Annotated in this window: 21 protein-coding genes; 12 read left to right on the top strand and 9 right to left on the bottom strand. The window is 67.7% G+C overall.

Features of this window, described 5'->3' with window-relative positions:
• Positions 1 to 1,127: 1,127 nt before the first annotated feature.
• Entirely contained in the window at positions 1,128 to 3,053 is a 1,926-nt protein-coding gene (locus F8566_RS17465; protein ID WP_151561291.1) for a coiled-coil domain-containing protein, read from the top strand.
• Between the two features lie 542 nt (positions 3,054 to 3,595).
• Here F8566_RS17465 and F8566_RS17470 read toward each other — a convergent pair.
• Both F8566_RS17470 and F8566_RS17475 read right to left on the bottom strand, forming a co-directional pair.
• On the bottom strand, positions 3,596 to 3,967 hold the full coding sequence (locus tag F8566_RS17470; protein WP_225993266.1) for a phage holin family protein: 372 nt from the start codon (positions 3,965 to 3,967) through the stop codon (positions 3,596 to 3,598).
• 100 nt (positions 3,968 to 4,067) lie between these two features.
• On the bottom strand, positions 4,068 to 4,559 hold the full coding sequence (locus F8566_RS17475; RefSeq protein ID WP_192809711.1) for a hypothetical protein: 492 nt from the start codon (positions 4,557 to 4,559) through the stop codon (positions 4,068 to 4,070).
• Positions 4,560 to 4,772: 213 nt separating this feature from the next.
• On the opposite strand from F8566_RS17475, the gene F8566_RS17480 reads away from it, so the two are divergent.
• From F8566_RS17480 to F8566_RS17510, 7 genes are all read left to right on the top strand, one after another.
• Positions 4,773 to 5,450: an HAD family hydrolase gene (locus F8566_RS17480; RefSeq protein WP_151561293.1), complete on the top strand. Its 678-nt coding sequence runs from the start codon at positions 4,773 to 4,775 to the stop codon at positions 5,448 to 5,450.
• Between the two features lie 90 nt (positions 5,451 to 5,540).
• Positions 5,541 to 7,535: a DNA helicase RecQ gene (gene recQ, locus F8566_RS17485; protein ID WP_264159330.1), complete on the top strand. Its 1,995-nt coding sequence runs from the start codon at positions 5,541 to 5,543 to the stop codon at positions 7,533 to 7,535.
• A 648-nt stretch (positions 7,536 to 8,183) separates the two neighbouring features.
• On the top strand, positions 8,184 to 9,089 hold the full coding sequence (locus F8566_RS17490) for an NAD(P)H-binding protein (RefSeq protein WP_151561294.1): 906 nt from the start codon (positions 8,184 to 8,186) through the stop codon (positions 9,087 to 9,089).
• 335 nt (positions 9,090 to 9,424) lie between these two features.
• A complete protein-coding gene (locus F8566_RS17495; RefSeq protein WP_151561295.1) occupies positions 9,425 to 9,994 on the top strand; it encodes a hypothetical protein in 570 nt (189 codons plus the stop codon).
• A 471-nt stretch (positions 9,995 to 10,465) separates the two neighbouring features.
• The gene (locus F8566_RS49875; RefSeq protein WP_192809712.1) at positions 10,466 to 10,606 is read left to right on the top strand and encodes a hypothetical protein; all 141 of its coding nucleotides are present in this window, start codon (positions 10,466 to 10,468) and stop codon (positions 10,604 to 10,606) included.
• Between the two features lie 200 nt (positions 10,607 to 10,806).
• Complete coding sequence (locus F8566_RS17505; protein ID WP_151561297.1) at positions 10,807 to 11,931, top strand: serine hydrolase domain-containing protein; 1,125 nt, start codon at positions 10,807 to 10,809, stop codon at positions 11,929 to 11,931.
• Between the two features lie 317 nt (positions 11,932 to 12,248).
• Positions 12,249 to 12,512: a cell division protein SepF gene (locus F8566_RS17510; RefSeq protein WP_151561298.1), complete on the top strand. Its 264-nt coding sequence runs from the start codon at positions 12,249 to 12,251 to the stop codon at positions 12,510 to 12,512.
• Positions 12,513 to 12,709: 197 nt separating this feature from the next.
• Here F8566_RS17510 and F8566_RS17515 read toward each other — a convergent pair whose 3' ends face one another.
• On the bottom strand, positions 12,710 to 13,021 hold the full coding sequence (locus F8566_RS17515) for a hypothetical protein (RefSeq protein WP_151561299.1): 312 nt from the start codon (positions 13,019 to 13,021) through the stop codon (positions 12,710 to 12,712).
• Between the two features lie 568 nt (positions 13,022 to 13,589).
• Here F8566_RS17515 and F8566_RS17520 point away from each other — a divergent pair.
• Positions 13,590 to 14,444 (top strand): hypothetical protein, encoded by an 855-nt coding sequence (locus F8566_RS17520; protein WP_151561300.1) that lies wholly within the window; start codon positions 13,590 to 13,592, stop codon positions 14,442 to 14,444.
• 113 nt (positions 14,445 to 14,557) lie between these two features.
• Here the strand turns inward: F8566_RS17520 and F8566_RS17525 are convergent, their stop codons facing one another.
• The 4 genes from F8566_RS17525 to F8566_RS17540 all read right to left on the bottom strand — a co-directional run bounded on the left by F8566_RS17525 (position 14,558) and on the right by F8566_RS17540 (position 16,778).
• Positions 14,558 to 15,178 (bottom strand): dihydrofolate reductase family protein, encoded by a 621-nt coding sequence (locus F8566_RS17525; protein WP_151561301.1) that lies wholly within the window; start codon positions 15,176 to 15,178, stop codon positions 14,558 to 14,560.
• Entirely contained in the window at positions 15,178 to 15,684 is a 507-nt protein-coding gene (locus tag F8566_RS17530) for an SRPBCC family protein (RefSeq protein ID WP_151561302.1), read from the bottom strand. Before F8566_RS17530 ends, F8566_RS17525 begins: the two co-directional genes overlap by 1 nt.
• Before the next feature lie 3 nt (positions 15,685 to 15,687).
• A complete protein-coding gene (locus F8566_RS17535; protein WP_151561303.1) occupies positions 15,688 to 16,029 on the bottom strand; it encodes an ArsR/SmtB family transcription factor in 342 nt (113 codons plus the stop codon).
• 281 nt (positions 16,030 to 16,310) lie between these two features.
• On the bottom strand, positions 16,311 to 16,778 hold the full coding sequence (locus F8566_RS17540; protein WP_151561304.1) for a hypothetical protein: 468 nt from the start codon (positions 16,776 to 16,778) through the stop codon (positions 16,311 to 16,313).
• A 763-nt stretch (positions 16,779 to 17,541) separates the two neighbouring features.
• Here F8566_RS17540 and F8566_RS17545 point away from each other — a divergent pair.
• Complete coding sequence (locus F8566_RS17545) at positions 17,542 to 17,859, top strand: hypothetical protein (protein WP_151561305.1); 318 nt, start codon at positions 17,542 to 17,544, stop codon at positions 17,857 to 17,859.
• Positions 17,860 to 18,326: 467 nt separating this feature from the next.
• Here the strand turns inward: F8566_RS17545 and F8566_RS17550 are convergent, their stop codons facing one another.
• Positions 18,327 to 18,812 carry a MarR family winged helix-turn-helix transcriptional regulator gene (locus F8566_RS17550; protein ID WP_151561356.1) on the bottom strand — a complete coding sequence of 162 codons (486 nt, stop codon included), beginning with the start codon at positions 18,810 to 18,812 and terminating at the stop codon, positions 18,327 to 18,329.
• 106 nt (positions 18,813 to 18,918) lie between these two features.
• On the opposite strand from F8566_RS17550, the gene F8566_RS17555 reads away from it, so the two are divergent.
• Both F8566_RS17555 and F8566_RS17560 read left to right on the top strand, forming a co-directional pair.
• Positions 18,919 to 20,520 (top strand): MFS transporter, encoded by a 1,602-nt coding sequence (locus F8566_RS17555; protein ID WP_151561306.1) that lies wholly within the window; start codon positions 18,919 to 18,921, stop codon positions 20,518 to 20,520.
• Positions 20,521 to 20,883: 363 nt separating this feature from the next.
• A complete protein-coding gene (locus F8566_RS17560) occupies positions 20,884 to 21,279 on the top strand; it encodes a RidA family protein (protein WP_151561307.1) in 396 nt (131 codons plus the stop codon).
• Between the two features lie 432 nt (positions 21,280 to 21,711).
• Here the strand turns inward: F8566_RS17560 and F8566_RS17565 are convergent, their stop codons facing one another.
• A complete protein-coding gene (locus tag F8566_RS17565; protein ID WP_151561308.1) occupies positions 21,712 to 22,230 on the bottom strand; it encodes a hypothetical protein in 519 nt (172 codons plus the stop codon).
• Positions 22,231 to 22,669 lie beyond the last annotated feature (439 nt).

The raw sequence follows: 22,669 nt of genomic DNA on the forward strand, positions 1-22,669 counted from the left end.
CGAACGAGCCTCGGCCGAAACTGACTGCCCGTTCAGGCCGAGCGGACACAGTCGACCTGGTGCTCCCACCATCCCCGCTGGACAAGACCAAGCCGCTCCCCGCCCTGGGCGAACAAGACAACCCCACAGGGAAGCCAGCCACGCCCGGCGCAAGCGCCCCTGAAGAGCCGAGCATGTCCGGCGCAAGCGAACCCAGCCCGGCCGAGCCAGACACGGGTGAGCCCGAAGCGGACCCAGACTTCCGCATCGCAAGCGCGACCGAACCGGGCGCAAGCGAACAAAACATAGAAGATCCGGACGTAAGCACCCCCGCAGCTACGCCAGGCACCAGCCTGCCCAGCACCCACGCCTCGGGAGCGAACGAGCCACCCTCGCCTGAGGCGAGCACCGACGACCCCAACTCCAGCGCGCCCGGCCCTGCCGCGGACCTGCCCGTCCCCGGCGAGCCCAGTCCCCCGGAGCCATACACAGCCAAGCCCAGCGCGTCCGGCGCAAGCATGGCCGGTCCCAGCGCGAGCGCCCCCGAGGCAGGCGAACAGGGCACAGGCGAACACGTCCCAGGCCAGCCCATCGCCAGCACGGAAGAGCCCGACCCCGCTCTGCCCACGCCTGAGCCCAGCGCAAGCGCCCCCGACGACGCGAGTGGACCTAACGCAGACGAGCCGGACGTAACCGCCCCCGCGACTACGCCAGACACCAGCATGGCCGGTCCCAGCACGAGCGACCCCGAGGCAGGCGACACCAGCGCTGACGTGCCAGGCGAGGACATCCCTTATGCGGACATCCCAAGCGCGGAGGAGACCGACACAGACAGCCCCAGCACGGACGAGTCCGCCGCGGATACACCTGGCGCGGACGCCTCCAGCTTGAGCGAGTCTGACGCGGGCACGCCTGGGGCAGACATCCCCATAGCGAGCGAGCCAAGCAAAGACGTCTCCGACACCGGTGCGCTTGGTGAGGGTGGGGATTCGACTCTGGCGTTTTCGGCTGCCGAGGGGCCGCTGGAGGAGTTGGTCGATGAGGTGTACGTGCCCCTGATCGGGGTTTATGAGGAGTTGGAGGGTCGGCTTCGGGAGAGGTCGACACGCGGGGGCAGGCCGGTCGGATGGGTGGCGCATCTTGAGGCGATGCGTTCGTTCCGGGAGGCGCGGGTCAGCGGGGACTGGGAGGAACTGGCTCGGTTCCTCCTAGAAGGCCAGGCAGGAGAGCACACGCGTCTGATCGAGGTCGGTGACGACGAGGCCGAGGTGGCGGCGGCACGGGAGGCCGTCTTGGAAGGCGGCGCGAAGGTCTTGCTCCTCGCGCCGACCGTTGAGTTGGCCGATCGGGTCGCGCAGGCCGTCGGCGACGTGGTGTTCGTGCTGGAGGTCGACGAGGCCGCGCCTGTTCAGGCGAATGTCGGTACGGTCATCGACGTCGAGCCGCCGACGAACCCGGAGGCTGAGCCCGCACCGGCTGGGATCATCCCGGGTGCCGTGGTCAAGGCGGCCGGGGAGGCCTGGCGCAAAGCTTGGCGAGCCGAAGCCAAACAGCTTCAGCGGGAGCTTCTCTGGCTTGAGCAGTGGCCGCGTGACGCCGAGGTTCTCAACAAGGTCAAGGCGGCGTACGAACGGCTCGGTCAAGAGGTGAAGGCCGAGCTGGAACGCTTGGAGCAGGAGCTCAACGATCTTCGTACGGAGGCCACGCTCGCGGAGCAGGCCATCGCCGACGTCCACGAGGAGCGTGACCGGCTCGCCGCCGAGGAGCAACGGCTGGTCGAGGAGACGGCCGGGCCACGCGCCGAGGCCGAACGGCTCCAAGCTCTGGCGGACGCGGCGGCGGCCGAGGCCGGGGAGCACACTCGTATCGCCGACGAGGCGTACGCACGCTGCGTCGCGCTCGATCAGGAGGCCGCCCGCTGTCAGACGGAGCTCCAGGAGGCGCGCCAGGCCGAGGCGTCGCTTGTCCAGGAGCTGACCAAGGCGCAGGGGGAGTTGCCCCAGGCGACCGAGGAGGCGGAACGACTTAACAACGCCGCGACGGACGCGGAGGCGGAATGGCACGCCCGCTACTACCGCCTCAAGTCGGCAGAGTCCGCTCTCGCAGCGCAGCGCCGCAAACTGACGCTCGGCCAGCGCCTCCACGTCTCGGCCCCGCCAGCCAAGCTGGAGGAACTGCGGATCGACGTAAAGACGCAGACCCGCGAAGCTGAGAATGCGTCCATCCGCGCGCGGCAGGCACACGAGGCGGCGGAACGGGCGGTGACGCATCACGCGGGCCTGGTCAGGTTCATCTCGGAGGGTGGCTCCGGCCTGGCGGCGGCTCGGGCCGCGCAGGAGCGGCTGACCGCGGACCTCGCCCGTCTCGCCGCGGAACGGGAGTCCGCCACCGCCGCACACCGGGAGCAGGCGCGCCAGGCGGCGGAGTCGGTCGACATCGCCACGCAGGCGAGCATGGCGGCCCGGCAGGCTCAGCAGGTAGCCCGGCAGGCCGAGGAACAACTGGCCGTCGCGTACCGCGCACACCGGGACGCCGTGACGGCGGCCGAAGAGGCCGAGGCACGGGCCGAATCGTTGGCGCAGCAGGCCGCCGCAGCCGCTACCGGGCTTGAACGACGCCGTGCCGAGTCGGAAAGAGAGCTCGAAGCCCTCCGTGCGGAAATCGACACCGCGGCCGAGGCCGAGGCCCGTTCCCAGGCGAATGTGAGGCAGATCTGTGGCACGGAGTCGATCGCGGCACACCAGAGCAAGGCGATGGCGCGGATCGAGGAGCTCTCCGGTTATCTGGAAGCCACCGAACTCTCCGGTCAGCTGCTCCTCGAAATGGCCGGTCTGGTCTGCGGCACCCCCGAGACGATCGGCGCCTCACCGGTGGTCACGACGCAGTACGACACGCTGGTGGTCGTCGGCGCCGGCAGGCTGAACGATGCGGATCTTCTCGTCGGTGCCGTCCACGCGCGTAACCGGGTTCTGATCGGCGTCCCGGGCCAGAAGCCGCCTGAGTACGCGGAGTACGCCGATTTCGGAGACACCGAGCGGCTAACGCAGAGCCCGTTCGAACGGGCCATCAGCTAACCCCGGTGTCAGCAGCCTCTCACCGAGGCCAGCAGACTGCGCTTGGCCGGCATGGCCCACACTGCAGCCCGCCGGGCTGCACTGATGCCAACAGCCACGCCCCGACGCCAGCAGTTCCCCATGCCGACGCCGATGTAGCAGAGCCCCTCTGGTACAGGCCGGGCCCGCCGGTGTAGGCCGGGCCCCGCTGATGCAGGCCGGGCCCCGCCGATGTGGGCCGCGCCCCGCCCATGTAGGCCGCACCCCGCGATGCAGGCCGCACCCCGCTGGTACAGGCCGGGCCCCCCGCTGATGGGGGCCCGGAGCCCGCTGGTACAGGCGGGCCCGCCGATGGAGACCAGGCCCTACCGGTGTAGGCCAGGCGCCGCTGATGCCACTAGGCGCTCGGCTGATGCCAGCAGCGGCCCGCTGTGACAACATCGCCCCCGCTTTTGAGTGCAGGGCCGCACTGCTGTTAGCAGGTGGGCTCCGCTGATGGCGGCAGATCCACGCCTGTGCCGTTGGGCCTATGCCGATGTACGCAGGGCCCCGCGGCCACGGGGTCAGTCGTCGTTCAGGAGCAGGTTGAGGATCCAGCCGACGACGCCCACCACGATCGCGCCCCAGAACGCGGGCCAGAAGCCGTTGACGTGGAAGGGGAGTTCGAGGCGTTCGGCCAGGTTGCTTGCGAGCAACAGCAGCAGGGCGTTCACGACGAGCCCGATCAGACCCAACGTGAGCACGTAGAACGCGCAGCCGAGGGTCTTGACGATCGGCTTGATGACGACGTTGATCAGACCGAAGATCACTGCGACGCCGACCAGGGTGGCCGCGCGCCGCAGATCGGTGTCCCCGGTGACCGAGATGCCGTCGACCAGGAGGGTGGCTACCCAGAGCGCCGCCGCGGTGATGGCTGTCTTGAGGAGTATCCGCACACCACGATCATGCGTCGGGGCCGGGCGCCGTCCCATCGCTCTGGGTGACGATATCTCCCCGGCCGATCTCATCTCAGAGAACGACCGGGCGCCGACGGGATCAGTCGTTGCGTTCGAAGAACGAGGAGTTGGCGGTGACCTGGGAACGGTTGGCAGGGGCGGCGGTGGGCGCAGCGGCAGGGGCGGCGGCAGCCGGGTTCGGTCCGCGGCTGGGGGCACCTCGGCGCTGGGCAGCGGCGTCCGGACGCTGGGGACGAGGGGCGCCGCCAGCCTGGCGGATGCGGGCAAGCTCTCGCTGCAGCTCGCGCTTCTCCAGTTCCAGGGTCGTCAGCGACTCCTCGTGTTCCTCGCGCAGGTAGCGGAGGTCTCGGCGGGCACGGATCATCCGGCCCATCCCCACGAACGTGAACACCAGGCCCAGAACGAAGACGACGGCCAAGGCCGCGCCCGCGAAGAACACCTGCCAGACGTTCGTCACGCCAGGCACCGTCTCGCCGAAGACGACCAGTTCGGCCGGGTCGGCGTTCTCCATCGCGATGCCGACGGCGAAAACAGCGGCGGCGACGGCCAGGACCAGTCCAAGGAACACCATGGGCAGTCTCCTCTCCAGTGCTCCGGAGGCGGGGGTCGGAGCGCCACCACCATGCCAGACCTTTGCACCGTTTTGCCTTACTTGCCAGATATCTGCAGGTCGGCGGGGATTCATCCGGAAGCGGCATGGAGGTTGCGCCCGGTTTCGCCGGGGTAGTGATCGTGGCCAGGGGCGCGGAACACCCGGGTAGCCGCCGCCCGACCTGGAGGAACCATGTCCGTGCAGGCCGTCATGTTCGATCTGGATGGCGTCCTGGTCGACACCGAGCCGGTCTGGGAGGAGGTCCGCCGCGGCTTCGTCGCCGATCACGGTGGCCGCTGGCTCCCCGACACTCAGGACCGCCTGATGGGCATGAGCACCGAGGAGTGGGCGGCCTACCTCGCCACCGACCTCGTCGAGGGCCTCACCGCCGAAGAGGTCGCGTACGAGGTGGTCGACCGCATGAGCCGGCGGTACGCCGAGGACCTCCCGTTGATGCCGGGCGCGGTCGAGGCCGTACGCAGGCTCGCGGAGCACTATCCCCTGGGCTTGAACAGCTCGTCTCCGCGTGCCCTGATCGACCTGGTGCTCGGACGGCTCGGTGTGGACGGCCTGTTCCGCGCGACCGTCTCGACCGAGGAGGTCGACCGGGGCAAACCCGAGCCCGACGGTTACCTCGCCGCCGCCGCACGCGCGGACGTCCCGCCGACAGAGTGCGTGGCGATCGAGGATTCCAGCAACGGCCTCCGTTCGGCGTACGCGGCGGGCATGCGGGTGATCGCCGTCCCGCACCCGCGCTACCCGCCCGCCGCAGATGCCTTGGCCTTGGCCTCGTATGTTGCCGAGGACCTCAACGCCGTGACCGCGGATCTCGTCGTCAAGGTCGGCGCAGCCCCACGTCCCGACGCATGACGTACGACGCGGGGGCCGGCGTGGTTGGCCAGCTGCCGGTGGTTCCGCGATCGGCAAATCGCGGGCTTGAGAAGTCATTAGGATGAACCGGTGGCTTCCCCCGAGAGCGGACCCGATGTGAACGAGGCGTACGCACTGCCCGAGGAGCCGCCGCCGGACCCCTGGTTCGAGGATGATCTGCCTCCGGACGACTTCGACTACCAGGTGCCGGAGCAGGCGGGCGGGCACGCCTCGGCGGAGCTTCCGCCCCTCGCCGGACAGGCCCCCGGTACGGCGCTTGAGGCGTTGCAGCGCATCTTCGGGTACGACTCGTTCCGCGACGGCCAGCAGGAGATCATCGATCACGTCGTCGATGGCAACGACGCCCTGGTGCTGATGCCGACCGGCGGCGGGAAGTCGCTGTGCTACCAGATCCCCGCGCTCGTGCGTAAGGGCGTCGGAATCGTCATCTCCCCGCTCATCGCGCTCATGCAGGACCAGGTGGACGCGTTGCAGGCGCTGGGCGTCCGCGCCGGATTCCTCAACTCCACGCAGGATCTCGACGAGCGGCGCGTGGTGGAGGCGCAATTCGCGTCAGGCGACCTCGACCTGCTCTATCTCGCTCCCGAACGGCTGCGGGTGGAGTCGACCCTTCGCCTGCTCGAACGCGGCACCATCGCGCTCTTCGCAATCGACGAGGCGCACTGCGTCTCGCAGTGGGGCCACGACTTCCGCCCCGACTATCTGATGCTGTCCGAGCTGCACAAGCGGTGGCCGGACATCCCACGCATCGCGTTGACGGCGACGGCGACGCAGGAGACGCGCGCCGACATCGCCCGGCGGCTCGATCTGGAGGACGCGCGGCATTTCGTCGCGAGCTTCGACCGGCCCAACATCCAGTACCGCATCGAGCCGAAGACCGACCCCAAGCGCCAGCTCCTGCATCTCATCCGGAACGAGCACGACGGGGATGCGGGCATCGTCTACTGCCTGTCCCGTAACTCGGTCGAGAAGACCGCGGAATGGCTCGTGCAGAACGGCGTTGAGGCCGTCCCCTATCACGCTGGCCTGGACGCGCCCACGCGTGCCGCCAACCAGTCGCGGTTCTTGCGTGAGGACGGTCTGGTGGTGGTGGCGACCATCGCGTTCGGCATGGGCATCGACAAGCCTGACGTACGCTTCGTGGCACATCTCGACCTGCCCAAGTCGGTCGAGGGTTACTACCAGGAGACCGGTCGAGCCGGACGTGACGGCCTGCCGTCTACGGCATGGCTGGCGTACGGGCTGCAGGACGTCGTCAACCTGCGCAAGCTCATCGACACCTCGGAAGGTGACGACGCGCATAGGCGCCGGTTGAGCATGCACCTCGACGCCATGCTCGCGCTGTGCGAGACGGTGGAGTGCCGTCGCGTACAACTGCTCAACTACTTCGGCCAGTCCGGCGACACTTGCGGCAACTGCGACACCTGCCTGTCACCGCCTGAGGCATGGGACGGGACGATCGCCGCGCAGAAGGTCCTGTCGACGGTCGTACGCCTGGACCGCGAGCGGCGCCAGAAGTTCGGTGCCGGTCACATCATCGACATCCTGGTCGGCAAGAAGACCCCCAAGGTGATCCAGTTCGATCATGATGCGTTGAGCGTGTTCGGGGTGGGTGCCGAGCTGCGCGACACCGAGTGGCGGGGCGTCATCCGGCAGCTGCTGGCACAGGGCCTGCTGGCCGTCGAGCCGAACTACGGCGCGCTCGTCCTCACCGATGCCAGCAGTGGGGTTCTGCGTAAGGAACGTCAGGTCAGACTCCGCCGTGAGCCTGAACGCGCCGCGACGACGGCCAAGGCGGCGAAGGCCGCCAAGTCCCGCAAGGCACCGGTGGACCTGCCCGCCGAGGCCAAGCCGATCTTCGAACGACTCCGCGCCTGGCGCGCCGCCACCGCCAAGGAACAGGGCGTCCCCGCATACGTGATCTTCCACGACGCGACCCTGCGCGAGATCGCCACCCTGAGCCCGACCTCGCTGTCCGAGCTCGGCAAGGTCAGCGGCGTCGGCGAGAACAAGCTGGCCAAGTACGGCGAACAAGTCCTGGAGACCCTCACCGCCGACACCTAGCCCGCACGGGTGACCGACCGGGCGACGGACCTGCGGGGTCAGCCGAGACATCAGCCCGGCGGCCGCCAAAAATCGAAGCCCGAACGGCCGCCGCAGATTGCGACCCGCGGCCGATGAAGATCGGGGCCCGGCAGCCGAACAAATCGCTACGCGGCGATGGGGGGACATCACTGCGCGGCGGTTGCAGGAGATCGCTGCGCGGCGGTTGCAGAAGATGCCGCCCCGGCGGTCGAGCAAGACCGCTCGACGACCCGTTCAGAATCCACGCGACCCGGGACCGAGCGCCGGGCCTCCAGGCACCGACCAGTAGAGCCGCCGTGCGGCACAAGCAGGCGTGCGGCGGATTTCCACCACGGACAACGATGATCAAGCTGAGCACCCGGACCGCCGAGCACGACATCGAGACCATAAAGCGGTCAGAACAGGCCCATCGGGTCGCGGCAAAGGGCGTGAGAACGCCGCTCTCCACGCGAATAAATAATCTCTGACACCCTCGCTGACCACTATCTTCGCAGGTCAGGTACTAAATGTGAACATCGTGTTCGCGTTTGCAAATCCGGCTCGGGTCGCTAAGGATGAATTATCGCCAGAAGAGCCCCGGAGGGGCTTATTTGGCATGCCCGCTAAACGCAGCGCAAGGAGAAAGCCATGACAATCCTGGTCACCGGAGCGACGGGGAACATCGGCAGGCTTGTCGTCGAGCGCCTCGTCCGTTCCGGTGCGTCCGTACGCGCCATGACCCGTTCACCCGCCACGGCCGCGTTCCCGCCCACCACCGACATCGTCAAGGGTGACCTCCATGACCCCCGTTCCCTCACCGAGGCTCTGCGCGGCGTCGAACGCATGTATCTCTTCCCTGTCCCCGAGACGGCCCGGCAGGTCGTCGCCGCGGCCAAGCAGGCAGGCGTACGCCGCGTCGTCGTTCTCTCCTCGGGAGCGGTGACCGGCGGCTACGACACCGACTTCCATCTGCCCGTCGAGCAGGCCGTAGAGGAGTCCGGCCTCGACTGGACCCACGTTCGCCCAGGTGAGTTCATGCTCAACAAGCTGTGGCTCTGGGGCCCGTCGATCCGTTCGGAACTCGTGGTCCGCGATCCCCACCCCGACGTCGCCTGGTTCCCGGTGCACGAAGGGGACATTGCCGACGTTGCGGCGGCCGCGCTCCTCGAAGACGGCCACGCCGGCGCCGCGTACGACCTGAACGGCCCCGAACTGATCTCGCACCGCGACCAGGTCCGCGCCATCTCCGCCGCCATCGGCCAGGAGATCCGCCTGGAACAGGTCACCCCCGCCGAAGCTCGCGAGATCTATCGCAGGCAGGGCGGCTTCGCCGCTGCCAACGCCGACTTCCTGCTCGGATTCGAGGACTATTCGGGCAACGACTCCGACCCCAGCGCCGTCGAGGCCTTCCAGGCTCCCGAAATCCTCCCCACCGCCGAATCCGTCACAGGCAAGCCCGCCCGCACCTTCGCCCAGTGGGCCCACGACCATGCCGAAGCCTTCCGCCGCCCCGGCCCGCTCCCGACGGGCCAAGGCCCAACGGGCGCACCTTGACCCAACAGCTGCTGAGCGCATACCAGTGGTGCACGCAGTTCCCGTTCATGGGACCCGCTTCACCACCGCAGAACGCCAGTAGCCACAGACGAGAAGCTGGCAGGAATCCGGCGAAAGTTGGCAGTCCCGCGACGGGTACGGCCATTCGACTTATGCAATGATCGCCTTTCCCCTGGCACAGCCACCCCGACGTGCAGTCGGCGGTATCTGGACGAACAACACGGCAACTGCCACCGGATCGTCACGGTCGCGGAACCGGCCGGTTCGTAGGTACGTCCAGGGTGCGATGAGGCCGATGGGGCTCGTCTCGGACATTCCAAGTGGAGGACTCTTCAATGGTTAACCGTGTCGGCGCAATCGGCGCCGTGACCGCGCTCGCAGTCGCAGGGGCGACCCTTACCGGCTGCGGAAGCGCCAAGCCACAGGCCAAGAAGGAGTCTGCGGGCAACAACGCGGTTGCTGTCGCGGCGACCACCGCCACTCGCGCGAAAGTCTACGAATTCGTCACCAGGAGCAAGCAGGGATATTTCTACACCACTAATCGCAAGGAAGCGGACCGGGCGAAGAAGATCTACAAATTCACCCCGACCAACCGTAACCTCGGATACGTCTCCACTAAGCGCTTCAAGGGCGCACTCACCATGTACCGGCTGCGCTACAAGCACCGCTCGGCCTACCTTGTGACGCTGTCCGTCAAGGAGCGCAACAAGCTCGTCGCCTCCAAGCGCTTTGTTTATGAGGGTGTCCTGGGTTACACGGCCCCGACCAAGGGTGCCGGCAAGTTCCAGCTCTGGCGTGTGTCCAAGAACAGCTGGCGCGCCGTCACCGCCGCCCAGGCCAGGGCTCTGATGAAGCAGGGCTGGAAGCTGAATGGACCGCTGGGCTACGTCTGGTCCAAGGCCTGATCGAACGTTCGGCCATCGACGTGTGACCGCCGTACTCGCGTCCACAGCCTGCGCTCCCGGCCCCACCAGGGTTCGACGGTCTCCCACCCGTCGTCCTGAACTGCCTCTCCGACCTGCATCCGCCTAGGTTGGAGCACCCTCACCGGTGGGGACAGCGGCTAGAACCGCGAACCAGATCGTCACCACGTCGAGGAGAAACGGCGGGGAGGATGTCTCCTCCCCGCCGTTCGCCTACCTCGTTATAGCGCGCAAAGCGTCCACCCAGCGTCACCCCTCGCATCGCAATGCATTTCCGGCCTCGCACAGCCACCAGCACCGCTGCCAAAACCTGAAGCACCTTCCGCGAACGAGATCCCGACGACGGCGCAAGGCCCTGCACGAAGGTCGCCGGGGGGCAGAAGCCAACCCCGAACCTTCTGCGATGTACGGACATGTGCAACGCCAGCTCTTCACCTGCCCAAGGGGGCAGTCGTGGTCAGCACTGATGTCCGTGTCCTCGGCAGGACGCAGGCGCGCACGCGCGGCCTGAAGGCGTTCGCGATAGTCCAGCATGAAGATCTCGGTGAGACGCGACTCCAGTTGCCCGAGCACGCTGGCGAGGACGAAGCCTGATCGGCTCGTCGGCTCCGGACATGGCCCGCAGGCCACTCGGGCGTGGCCGGCGACCGCTGCCAAGCTCGCGTACGGCAGATCATTGCTGTACGCCTCAAAATCACCCGTCCAGCAGCAGCTCGTCCCCTCCAGGAGGGAGGGTGTGGATGGCTCGCGCGATGGATGTGCGGTCGACATGTCGCTACTTATCGTGACGTTGCATGATCACAAAGAACCTGGTGTTCCGGGGTACGGCAGCCGCGGTCCTGGCCTTGACGGTGGCAGCGTCGACCACTCCGGTGCAGGCAGCCGGCCATGCCGACCTCCGGCCGGTAGTGGAAGGGCTCACCGGACCGGACGGGGCGCCCGGGGCGCTCGCGGAGGTCAACGGCCGGGGCGGTCGCCGGGTGGCCACCAGTGGCGTCGCGGACGTACGGACGGGCACGCCGGTGGACCCCCGCAGCCACTTCCGGATCGGCAGCCTGACCAAGCCGTTCGTCGCGACCGTGGTACTCCAGCTCGTCGGCGAGGGGAGGATCAAGCTGGACGTTCCAGTGGAGCGATACCTGCCCGGGGTGGTACGCGGCGCCGACAACGACGGCCGGGAGATCACCGTCCGCCAACTGCTCCAGCACAGAAGCGGGCTGCCGGACATCCTGAAACACCTGCCCCCGCTGGATGTCCTCAAGGACCCGCTCCGGCATTGGGAGGCGCGTGAGCTGGTGGACATCGCCCTGCGGCACCCCCGGGAGTTCGTCCCGGGCAAGAGCTGGGGGTACTCCAGCACCAACTACCTCCTGGCCGGAATGATCATCGAGCGGGTGACCGGACGCTCCTACGGCAAGGAGATCAAGCGGCGCATCATCGTTCCGCTCGGCCTGGACGACACCATCGTCCCGAGCGACGACCCCGACATCCCCGGGCCGCACCCCCAGGGATACGTGCGACCCGAGTCCGACCTGGTGGACATCACCCGCCTCAACCCGACCGTCGCCGGAGCCGGAGGCGGAATGATCTCCAGTGCCTCGGACATCAACCGCTTCCTGGCCGCGCTGCTGCGCGGACGCCTGCTGAAGCCGCCGCAGCTGCGCGAAATGATGGATGCCCGCGATACGGGACGCCCATCAGGCTCCAAGTACGGCCTGGGACTGCAGTGGTTTCCCGCCAAGGCCTGCGGTGAAGGCTTCTGGGGACACAACGGCGACATGCTCGGCTTCAGCGTCCGCGCGGGTGCCACCACGGACGGCAGGCAGGCCACCGTCATGGTCAACCTCAACCCAGGTGGCGGACCGGCCCTGGACGACGCCATGGAAAAAGCCCTCCCCACGGCCCTGTGCAGGAACTAACCCATCACATTGACCACTGACCACCACGCGAGCCCACCTCGAAGATCAACCGCCATCCGTGTGTGCGGGCCGCTGACGATGGACTGCCGGCCGCAGCGAAGGACCGCGTGAACGCGTGAACGACACGGCCCGCCATCCCAAGGTCCGGGCTGCTCGTACGCGCGGACGGTGACAGACAGATTCGGGCGAACGAGTACACCGGCACGCGATCGTGTAGGAGGCGACTCACTCCTGCTAGACGGCCTTCGGTCTCGTTTCCTCCCCGTTTGTTACGGATGTGGCCTTTGCAACGTGTAGGGCGGGGCAGACTCTGATCTGTGATTAAGACGCTGCGCCCAAAGGACTACAACGAGGTGCTCCACGTCGGGCACTTCTTCCGCAAGGGTGTCCCCGTGCTCATGGATCTCACGCAACTGACCGACGATGTGGCTCGGCAGTTGGTGGACTTCTGCGCTGGGCTGATCTGCGGACGGGGCGGCGAGATGGAACGCGTAGATCGCAAGATCTTCCTTCTCCAGCCTCCAGCGAGACCCAGGATCGCTTCTGCGCATGTTCCCGATCTGACCCACGTGGCCGACTGATGTGAACCGCACGGAGTGCCGCTGCCTCCCTCCGCGCTGACAAGGTCGGGGCCCGCCTGTATGGCCGTAGGCCACCCCGAAGGAGCAGCTGTTAAGGCCCGGCTGGCGCCGTGAGCGGCTTCCAGCCAAAACGCCTACGGCCCAGAAGCCGCTGCCCGGTCGAGGGGACGCCCTGGCTTTAGGCGGGTTGACGAGCGTCACGTGCGTTGCTGGACCAGTGAGACGATCTCGTCCACGGCGACCAGCGGAACAACGACCGCGATGTCCCATGCCTCGTCATCAGGGCCGATGAGGATGGTCACCCGACCTTCGCTCGTTGCCCAGTACACAGGGGCGTCGGCGCATGTACCGATTGCCAATGAGCGGCGCGCATCCCAGTGCGCGTCTCGGACCTCGCGTAGCTGCATGAGGTCTCCTTTGGGAGCCCGTATGTTCAGCTCCCATGTCTCAGCCTGGATCTTCACCAAGGCCATGGAGCCGTCAGCCTCGTCCAAGGTCACGTCCACCATGCGGCCATGGTGGCACTCCGACCGTGAATGAGGGTTGCTCATCGTCATCACGGTGTCTGTGACATTTGGGGGCGACCTCGGCCGGGCTGCGCGGCGGGACTGGACGGGACAAGGCCGCACGCCCGGCGCGCAGAGCTGGACGCGGCCGCCCGGCACGGCCGCCCGGCGCGCAGAGCTGGACGCGGCCGCCCGGCGCGGCTGCCCAGCGCCCGTTCACTCGTCGCCTCGCTGCGCGCCACGTACCCGCACGCGTCATGGTCGAAGGACCTTTCAGAGAATTACCGCCTATGGCTTCCAGCGTCGGTTGCATCCAAGCGGCAAGGCCTCTGGTCACCGGTGTCAGTGCAAGTCAGAGGCGTCAGCTAGGGCGTGGGGCACCGGCGCCTCACAGGACCCGACGGCAGTGTGAAGCCTCACAGGCGGCCAGCCCCCGGCACCTGCCGGCCAAGCTGTCGGGTTGCGGGACTGTACGGAAACCTGGACAGGGCCCAGAGGCGCGCCGCTTGGTCTGTCAGGTCGTCGCCATCGTTTGGCCATCTTGACCGGTGCCGGAGCCGGGAGTTGACCAGTGCCGGAGTCGGAAGTGCAACGGTGGTATCCGCGGGTGCTGTTGTCGGAATGGTCGGGGCTCGCAGTTGGTGAAGAGCTGTTTGAGACTGGGTGTGTGGATGTCCAGGAGTTGATCCTTCGTTCTGGTGGACGTGTGCGGGCATCGGGGCGTGTGGTGTCGGCCGATGACGCTGTTTGGTTCGAGCCTCCGCTGCCGCAGAACCAGGTGCTGTACGCCCCGGGGCACGAGCCGACGCCGTGTCCGAGTGGTTACGGGGTCCGTGTCACCGGTGTCGATGTGCGGCGCCTGGACCGCCGGCGGGAGAAGGACGGCGCCGTCGAGGGATATGCCACGTTGACCGGCACGTGGCTCGGCGATCATCTGGTGGCCGACCTGCAGGAGCCGCCCGTTTGGCACAGCCCGGTCGTTCCCGAATGGAAGCTACCGCCTTGCCCGGCTCCGGTCGGTGGCTGGCCGCACCTGGCTCGTCGGCTGGATGGCCCGTCGGAGCAGGAGTGTGCCGCACTGGGCATCACGTCCGTGGTGACTTTCCGGCCGAGTCCGAGCCAGGCCGTTTTGGTGCTGGCGGCTGAACGTCCGCAGCAGGCCCGGGAGGTCCTGGGCCCTCGTTACGGTAAGCGGCTGTGCGTGGTGCCCAGCCGCTGGTCGTATGCGCAGCTCAAGGCCGTGACCGAGCAGGCGGACATGGTCGAACAGTGGCTGGTCTATAGGCGGGCGATGACGGCGACGACGGATGGGCAGGTGATGGTGACTATTGATGTCGTTCATGTGCTGCCTGCGTTCGCGCAATGGATGACCACCACTCCCGACGGGCTGATCCGCGTCCGCGCATGGCTGACCCCGGTGACCTGACAGGCTCATGTGCGACGCAGGCGAACCGTCTGCGTGCCAGCCGCGTGGTGTTCCTTTGCGTCCGTCGTCCGTCCTCGTCGTCCGTCGTCCGCCGTGTGTCGTCCGCCGTGCGCCTACCGCTCCCGGACGGCGTAGGTCAGGTGGGTCACCCGCTGCGTCGGCTCCGCGCGGACCGGCTCCAATGCCACGCGGCCCGCGTCCACGCCCTCGAACAGGCGGATTCCGGAGCCGAACAGCACGGGTGACAGCGCGATCGAGAACTCGTCGATCAGGCCGGCGTTCACGTACTCCAGGATCGTTGCGCCGCCGCCCGCGATGCGGACGTCCCGGTCGCCGGCGGCCTCTCGGGCCTGGTCGAGCGCGGTCTCGATGCCGTCGTTGACGAAGTGGAAGGTGGTCCCACCCGGCCGCTCCCAGGGGTCACGCTTCTCGTGGGTCACGACGAAGACCGGCGTGTGGAACGGCGCCTCCTCCGGCCACATCTGCTCGCCGGCGTCGAACATGCGCTTGCCCATCACGCTCGCGCCGGTGCGCTCGAACGTCTCCCGCACGATGTCGTTGTCGCGCCCTTCCTCGCCACCCTCGCCGAGCTTCAGGTTCTCCCGGAAGAACCGCTGCGGGAAGATCCACCGCTGCAGTTCCATCCACTGCCGCCCCATCAATTCCTCGGAGGACTCCGGCGCGATGAAGCCGTCCAGCGACATGGACACGCTGAAGAACACCTTTCCGGCCATCAGTCCTCAACTCCCTTCCGAACGATCTCGGTGACGTAGGCAGCCAGGTTGCTCAGGGTCTGCTGGCCGCCCTCGATCGCGTGGTACTTCTCGACCGCCTCGTCGCGCAGCTCCTTGGTGGGGAACACCGTGCGCATCTCGATCCGGGTCGCCGCGCCGTCGGGCTCGAAGGTGAGGACCGACTCGAACGCGTTCGGGTCGCCGCGGGACTCACCGTGCAGCAGCGCGATCCGCTCCGGCGGAGCGATCTCGGTCCAGGAGATCCACTCCTGGTAGTCCGTCCCGTCCGGGCCGTGCATCACGAACTCCCACTCCCCGCCGACGCGGAACTCGAACGCCCGCGTGGTGGTGGTGAACCCCTCCGGTCCCCACCATCGCGAGAGGTGCCGGACTTCGGTGAACGCCCCGAACACCAGCTCCCGTGGGGCACTGATGACCCGGGAGATCACGATCTCCCGGTCAGCCGTCGCGGACTGCGCAGGCGCGTCCCGTCCTGTCGCTGCCATCGCTCACTCCTCCTGCCTTGCCTGCTTGAGCTCCTGCACGTATGCGTCCAGCCGGTCGAAGCTCTCGTTCCAGAACCGCTCGAACCCGCCGGTCCACTCGTGGACCGGCCGCAGCCCGCGGGCGTCAAGGCCGTACAGGCGCTGCTTTCCTGCCTTGCGGTCCCGAACCAGCCCGACTTCCCGCAGCACCCGCAGGTGTTTGGACGCCCCCGGCTGGGTCATCCCCAGCTCCCGGGCCAACTCGGTCACCGGACGCTCACCCGCCCGCAGCAGTACGAGGATCTCCCGGCGCTGCGGCTCGGCGATCGCGTTGAAGACGTCCGATGTCGTCGCTGCTCGTGCCATGGCGGTCATCATATGCCCATATCGGCATGCGTCAACTCGAGATGAATCAAGCGAGACTCGTCACCTGACGATCGCGACCCTTGTCACCTTGACTCGGCTCAGGCTTGTGCACATCTCGCCAGTTGGTCGGGGCCGGCGCGTCGCGTGGGCGACTTCCACGTGGCCTCGCCCTCCTGAGTGCGATGACCGCACTGATGCTGTCGCCCATCGCCCGCCTGCCGCGCTGAACACGACCCGGGCCGATGCGACGAAGCACATCGGCCCGGGCCTTCAATAGGCGATCACTTCCAGGAGCTGCACTTCACGTTGCTCCAAGAGTCCTTCATGCAGGCGCGGAACACGAACTTGCTGCCTTTGTCCTTGACCCTCCAGTACTTCATGGCCTTCTGGTTCGTACTGGTCCAGGAGGGGTAAAACTGGCGGACGACCCTGCCCGAATACCGCACCTGGACGCCGACCCTGACGTACTTGTCCCTCGGGGAGAGGTCCTTGATCGTGCCGTTTGCGGTGAAGTTCTTACCGGTCCAGCAGATCGTGCCGGTGACCCGGACGCGCTTGGAGATTTCGCTCTTCGTGCTGCGGCACTTGCGCGCGCTCGCCTCTGCGGAGTCGCCCGCCTGCACGACGGTCGCCTTCGTGGCCGGGGACGCAGGGGCGGCGGACGCCGGGCCGGCCACAAGAGCCATTGCGCCCGACATTGCCGCGCCGGTGACCAACAGCGCTCCCGTCCGTGCGAGTGTCGATGCCATGCGAATTCCTTTCGGTGGAACAACGGCCGCATTGCCGTTGATCGGACGGCCACCACGTTAGGGAATTCTGGATTTTCGCGCCCAGGGCCCTAGGGCCCATCGAGGGGCCCAAGAATTGCTTATTCCCTTAGCCGATACGCTCGAAAGATTGTCTGAACGACCTGGCGTCGGCGCGTCGTCGGAGGTGGCACGCAACGACACGAATGACGCGGTGCTCTGGGGCGTGCCCGTGGCCGCTCCGAGTCCGGGCTGTCCAGCGAACCGTACGAGCCGCCAGGCCGCGCCGTCGTCGAAGGACGCCTCCACCTTGAGCGACTTGCGTGCCTCGGCGGATGCGCCCGTGGTGCGTTCGGCCCAGACCGGGATCACCGTCGGCCTGCTCCTCGGCGCCTGGTTGCGGTCGTCCAGCCCGGCGGGCATGGACGAGCAGGTCTCGGACGGCGGTCAGGGCAGAGTCTTGCGGTTCGGTGGTCTCCGGTCGTGCCGAAGGGAGCGTCCAGAAGGACTCGACCTTGGGCGAGACGGTGCTCTGCCGGCCACGTTGGCCAGGAGGCACTCGCGGCCACCGTCCGCGGCGTCGGCATGGTCGGCACCCCCGCAGCCGATGTTGATCAGTGCCGCCGGGACGGCTAGCCTGATCGCCGGCCGGAAGGCCGGGGCGAGGCAAGGCAAGGCAAGGCGAGCCGATCGCGTCACGCGGGAAGAGCCCCGACTGCGACAAGCTGCTCGAGCACTCCTCCATGGAGTTTGGGACCGACTGACGATGAGCGCGGAAGAGGATTTCAAGCAGGTCGGCGCCGAGCTGGCCGACCTGGGTGTATGGATCTCCAGCATGATGGGGAGACCCGCGCTCAAAGATCATGCGGGAAAGGTGTTCGCGAGCCTGCAGCGCGACCACGCGATGGTGTTCCGGCTGGTCGAGGGCACCCCCGAACACACCGCCGCGCTTAAGCTGCCCGGGGCGGCTCTGTTCGACCCCTCGGGGAAGGGCAGGGAGATCAAGGACTGGGTGGTCGTGCCCCACTCCTCGGCCGAGAAATGGACGGACCTGGCCGAGGCCGCGCTCAGCCGCCCACGCTGATCAGCTGGCCACGCCGACGGTGCGGCGGTGGGCACCTGGGTTTGTCTTCAACCTCTAACCTTCGCTTTTACCCTGGCCGGCGGCGAAGCGGACGGTTGCTCTGTGTGTGGTGGACGTGAGGTCGCCGCCGGGGCTGAAGGCCTTTCCGGTGATGAGCTGGACGTTGGCATGCCACGCCGGTAGCCGGGATGCGTCCGACCTCATGCTGTAGAGCAGGGTGGCTGGTGGACCCAGATGGTCGTCCAGGCCAGGCCAGGCCGATGGGTTTGGGCGTACGCGCTGGCAATGGCGCCCTTGCGCGAATCTTCCCTGAACCTCTGCGGACGCGGGCGCGGGTGAGCTTGCCTGGTCGGCGGGCTTCTCCCAGGGACGACGCAGGCCCCGAACCAGAGTCTGCAGCCAGCCGAAACTGGGTGTGTGCGACCTGGATGAGCCAGGCCCATCGGCCTCTGCGGTCGAGCACCAGATCAGCGGTCGGGTGGTTGTTCGTCCTCGGTGAGCACGCCTTCCATGGTGCTGTTCAGTCGGTCGAGGAACGTCTCGAACTGTTCGAGCAGCTCGGGCGGGTAATGGGCGAGAAGGGCGTCCATGTGCCGGGCGAGTGGGGCAAAGAACTCCTGGGCAGGTCCCTGGATCTGCGGGCTGCTGCGTAGGGTGACGACCCGCCGGTCGGTGTGCTCGCGGGTGCGGACGATGTGCCCGGCGCGCTCCAGTCGGTTCAGCAGCGTGGTGGTGGCACCGGAGGACAGGGAAACACGTGCGCTGAGCCGGGACGGGGTCAGCGGCTCGCCCTTGTCCTCGGCATAGAGGATCTCGGCCAGAGCCGCCGCGTCCGTGGAATGCAGGCCCAGCCAGAGCGCGAACCGCCTGGTGAACTCGGTGTAGTTGGCCCCGAAGATCCGCAGCCCGCCCAGCACCCGTATCCGGTGCGCCGCGACCTCGCCAGGCTCCACCGCCGTCAATCGACTCACCTCCGTCGCCGCCCTCCGGGTTTTGACAACCTATCGCTCTCCTCATATATCTTCATGGTGAAGTTACTTCACCATGGAGGTATTTACGATGAGCATCTCCCCGGCCGCCCGCCGGTGGCTCGGCCTCATGGCCGTGTCACTGGGGGTGGGCCTGATCGTGGTGGACGCCACGATCGTCAACGTGATCGTCCCGCCGATGGTGAAGGACCTGGGCGTCAGCTCCGGCCAGATCCAGTGGGTGCAGGAGTCGTACGCGATCGTCTTCGCGGCTCTCCTGCTGGTGACCGGACGGCTCGCAGACCTGCTCGGCGCCCGCCGGGTCTTCCTGGCGGGCGTCGTGGTGTTCGCCGCCACCAGCGTCCTGGCCGCCATGGCACCCGGCGGTGACGTGCTGATCCTGGCGCGCTTCCTGCAGGGTGCGGGCGGGTCGATGATCCTGCCGGCCTCGCTGGCCCTGGTGAACGCCACGTTCACCGGCAAGGAACGCGGCCAGGCGTTCGCGGTGTGGGGCTCCACGATCGGCGCCGCGGCGGCGATCGGCCCGCTGCTGGGCGGCGCGCTGGCGGAGATCTCCTGGCGCTGGGCCTTCGGCATCAACCTCCCGCTGGCGGTGTTGATCTTCGTCGGCGTACGGATGTTCCTGGCCCCCTCGCCCCGTGCCGGCGGACGCGTCGACATCCCCGGCGCCGTCCTGTCCGCGCTCGGCCTCGGCCTGCTGGCCTTCGCGCTGGTCGAGGGACGCACCTACGGCTGGCTCCACACCGTTCACCCGCTGGAGGTCGCTGGCCTGACGTGGGATTCCGGGCCATCCCCGGTCCTGGTCGCGTTGCTGGCCGCCGCGGCTGCGCTGGCCGCGTTCACCCGACGGCAGGCGGCGCTCGGCCGACGGGACAGCACGCGCACGCCGCCGCTGGCCGACCTCCGCCTGTTCTCCATCTCCTCGTTCCGCAACGGCAACGTCGTGTCACTGCTCATCGGGGCCGGCGAGTTCGGCATCATCGCCGTACTGCCGCTGTGGCTGCAGTTCACGCTGGGCTACAGCACGCTGCAGTCCGGGCTCGCCCTCCTCCCCCTGGCCGTGGGCAGCTTCCTGGCCAGCGGCGCCAGCTTCGGGATGGCCGACCGGCTCTCCCCGCTCGGCCTGGTCCGCCTCGGGGTGGCGCTGGAGATCGCCGGGCTGGCCGCACTGGCGCTGATCGCCGACGCCGACGGCTCCTGGTGGCCGATCTCCCTGGCCCTGCTCCTGTACGGGGTCGGCGTCGGATTCGCGACCGCACAGGTCACCAACGTCGTGCTCGCCGACGTCCCCGAACACAGCGCAGGTCAGGCGTCCGGCATCCAGAGCGCCGCACGAGAACTGGGCTTCGCCCTCGGCATCGCCGCGTTCACCACGGTCTACTTCAGCGCCCTCCATGGCGGACTCGAACGAGACCTCACCGAGAACGGAACCCCGGCCCCGGAGGCCGAGCAGTTCGCCGGCACGGTCACCGACAGCGCCGGCGCCGCGATCGCGCCCCTCGCCGCCGACCCGCGCACCGAGGCGGTCGCCGCCGCAGCCCGGCAGGCAATGACCGAGGGCATCACCCTCACCGGTTACCTCGCCGCAGGACTGCTCCTTCTCGCTCTGCTGTCTACCGTTCTCATCCCCGGCCACAGGCAGCTCGAGGAGGAGGAACTGGTGCTCGCCTGAGTAGCCACGACTCTGGTGCGTCCGTCAAGAGAAGGGGCCGGCGCCGGAGCGCGGGAAACCGCAGCGCTGTCTGGCACTCCCTCCGCACCTACGACAGCGCCCCGACGTCGCGCAGCACAGTGCAGGTGGACGCCTCCAACTCGGTCGCGGACAGCCGACCGCGCTGGCGCAGCAGCAATACCAACCGGTCTGCGGCGCAGCAGCAATACGAACCGGTCGGCGCGCATGCGAGAACTCTGCGGAAATACGCGACAGAGGATGTCGTGATTCGCTGGAAGGCTCTCCAGCACGACGTCAAAGACGGTGCCGAGCGAGCCGTTGGACGTCCGTACCCCCGATGAATCGAATGGAGCTGATGTGGCTATGCAGAGAACGGCAGTCAACCCGGTGACGTGGTCGGTGGAGATGGGATTCAACCAGGGTGAGATCGTCTCCGGGCACACCCGGACCCTGTACTGCTCCGGGCAGACCGCGATGAGCGAGGAAGGCAAACCCCAGCATGACGGTGACATGGCTGCACAGTTGACGCTGAGCCTGGACAACCTGGAGGCCGTCCTCGGCGAGGCCGGCATGTCCCTTGCCGACCTCGTCCGGCTCAACGTCTACACCACCGACGTCGATCTGCTCTTCCAGCACTACGGCGTCCTGGCCTCACGATTGGGCGCCGCCCAGGTGGCGCCGACCACCACGATGCTCGGCGTGACCCGCCTGGCGATCCCCACCCTGATGGTCGAACTCGAGGGCACCGCCGTCGCGTGATGCGACCTCGCCGCCTCCGGCAGGACTGCCGGAGGCGGCACGGATAGACCCGTGAGGAGGGTCGGAGCGGCCAGTAGCGACAGAGCCAGGTCTTCACTCGGAGCTCTTATTGACTCGCTCCGCCAGGAGACAGGCATACCGTTTTGTCGCATGTGCAAGGCATCACGCGCCTCCAGGCCACCCTGAACGAACCCGGCGCCATACGCCGCACCCACCGACTTCTCGAAACCCGCCTCACCAACCTTGACCGGGAGTTCGTCCAACTGGCCCGCGAGGCGCTGCCGAGTGGCCGGCGCCGCAGCAAACTAGGCCAGCACGGCGCCGACCGAAGCAGGACGGTCGCGACCCATGAGTTCTCGCTCGTCCAGCCTGGGAGGATCACTGGTCAGGCCGACGGTGAAGAACGCCAGGACCGTACGCCCTCTCAGCGGGCTATGAGCCGTCGCAATGACGGACGATGCGCGAGCTGGGGATGGCCGGTTGGGTGAGGTAGTTGGGGTGGTCGAAGTGGTAGAAGGCCTTGTTGGGGCTGGGACGGCCTGACACGGCTACGCCGCTGACGGCGATCCAGTTGGGATCGCTGGTCGCCTGGAGCTCGATGTACGACCCGCAGCCGTCCGTTCCGGTGATGCCGGTGCCGCCGCTGCCCCAGTTGCGTCCGGTGCTGCCGCTGTACGCCCTGACCTGCACGCGGTAGGCGCCGCAAGCGCCCCCGTACATCCGGATCTGCGCGAAGGCGACGTTGCCGAAGTTGCCGTACCGCAACCGGTAGTGGCAGTTGGGTTCTCCGGGGTTGGTCCCTATCCCCCAGAGGACCGGCGTGAACGTCAGGTTGTTGAGCTGCCAGTGAGTGTGAGTGTCGGCGGAGGCGGGCGCTGCTGTCAGCGCAGTGGCGACCGTCGTGGCGGCGAGCGCGATGGACGCGGCCACGGCGCGGGAGCGAATCTTCACGGAACCTCCTAACGAACTGATCACCAATTGCTGGGATCGTCTGCCAGGAGCAGAACACACCTCGGCCGCCGGGTGGAGAGGACCGACCAGATTTGGCCAGTAATTACTGGCACAGTTAGGCCACCGGGCGGAGCTCCCCAGGTCTGGCCGGACCACTTCATGACGTCGGGGCAGCGTGGCGTCGCTGTGTCAACGACGGCCAGCGACTCCGCAAGATCTGCGACCGCCTAGGGTCACCAGCCCAATCGAAGCCGTGGTGTGGGCCGCCCGGCGCCGACTCATTTGACTGGTTGGCATTGCTTGGAGTCGCACTTGAATCCCCATGAGCAGGTGTCAGCGATCTCGCCCCCGGGCTAGCGCAGGGTGCCCCGCACCGTGGCACGGATTCTCGTTCCTCCGCTCATTCCTCGTAGCAACCGGCTGACGCCGACGTGCACTT

Origin of the sequence: Actinomadura rudentiformis (assembly GCF_008923185.1) — a bacterium.
GTDB lineage: Bacteria > Actinomycetota > Actinomycetes > Streptosporangiales > Streptosporangiaceae > Spirillospora > Spirillospora rudentiformis.

Excerpts from the sequence above, each read along its gene's own strand:
- F8566_RS17465 (WP_151561291.1), top strand. The coding sequence starts at position 1,128 with ATGCGTTCGTTCCGGGAGGCGCGGGTCAGCGGGGACTGGGAGGAACTG.
- F8566_RS17475 (WP_192809711.1), bottom strand. The coding sequence starts at position 4,559 with ATGGTGTTCCTTGGACTGGTCCTGGCCGTCGCCGCCGCTGTTTTCGCC.
- F8566_RS17480 (WP_151561293.1), top strand. The coding sequence starts at position 4,773 with ATGTCCGTGCAGGCCGTCATGTTCGATCTGGATGGCGTCCTGGTCGAC.
- F8566_RS17490 (WP_151561294.1), top strand. The coding sequence starts at position 8,184 with ATGACAATCCTGGTCACCGGAGCGACGGGGAACATCGGCAGGCTTGTC.
- F8566_RS17495 (WP_151561295.1), top strand. The coding sequence starts at position 9,425 with ATGGTTAACCGTGTCGGCGCAATCGGCGCCGTGACCGCGCTCGCAGTC.
- F8566_RS17505 (WP_151561297.1), top strand. The coding sequence starts at position 10,807 with ATGATCACAAAGAACCTGGTGTTCCGGGGTACGGCAGCCGCGGTCCTG.
- F8566_RS17515 (WP_151561299.1), bottom strand. The coding sequence starts at position 13,021 with ATGGTGGACGTGACCTTGGACGAGGCTGACGGCTCCATGGCCTTGGTG.
- F8566_RS17525 (WP_151561301.1), bottom strand. The coding sequence starts at position 15,178 with ATGGCCGGAAAGGTGTTCTTCAGCGTGTCCATGTCGCTGGACGGCTTC.
- F8566_RS17530 (WP_151561302.1), bottom strand. The coding sequence starts at position 15,684 with ATGGCAGCGACAGGACGGGACGCGCCTGCGCAGTCCGCGACGGCTGAC.
- F8566_RS17535 (WP_151561303.1), bottom strand. The coding sequence starts at position 16,029 with ATGGCACGAGCAGCGACGACATCGGACGTCTTCAACGCGATCGCCGAG.
- F8566_RS17540 (WP_151561304.1), bottom strand. The coding sequence starts at position 16,778 with ATGGCATCGACACTCGCACGGACGGGAGCGCTGTTGGTCACCGGCGCG.
- F8566_RS17545 (WP_151561305.1), top strand. The coding sequence starts at position 17,542 with ATGAGCGCGGAAGAGGATTTCAAGCAGGTCGGCGCCGAGCTGGCCGAC.
- F8566_RS17555 (WP_151561306.1), top strand. The coding sequence starts at position 18,919 with ATGAGCATCTCCCCGGCCGCCCGCCGGTGGCTCGGCCTCATGGCCGTG.
- F8566_RS17560 (WP_151561307.1), top strand. The coding sequence starts at position 20,884 with ATGCAGAGAACGGCAGTCAACCCGGTGACGTGGTCGGTGGAGATGGGA.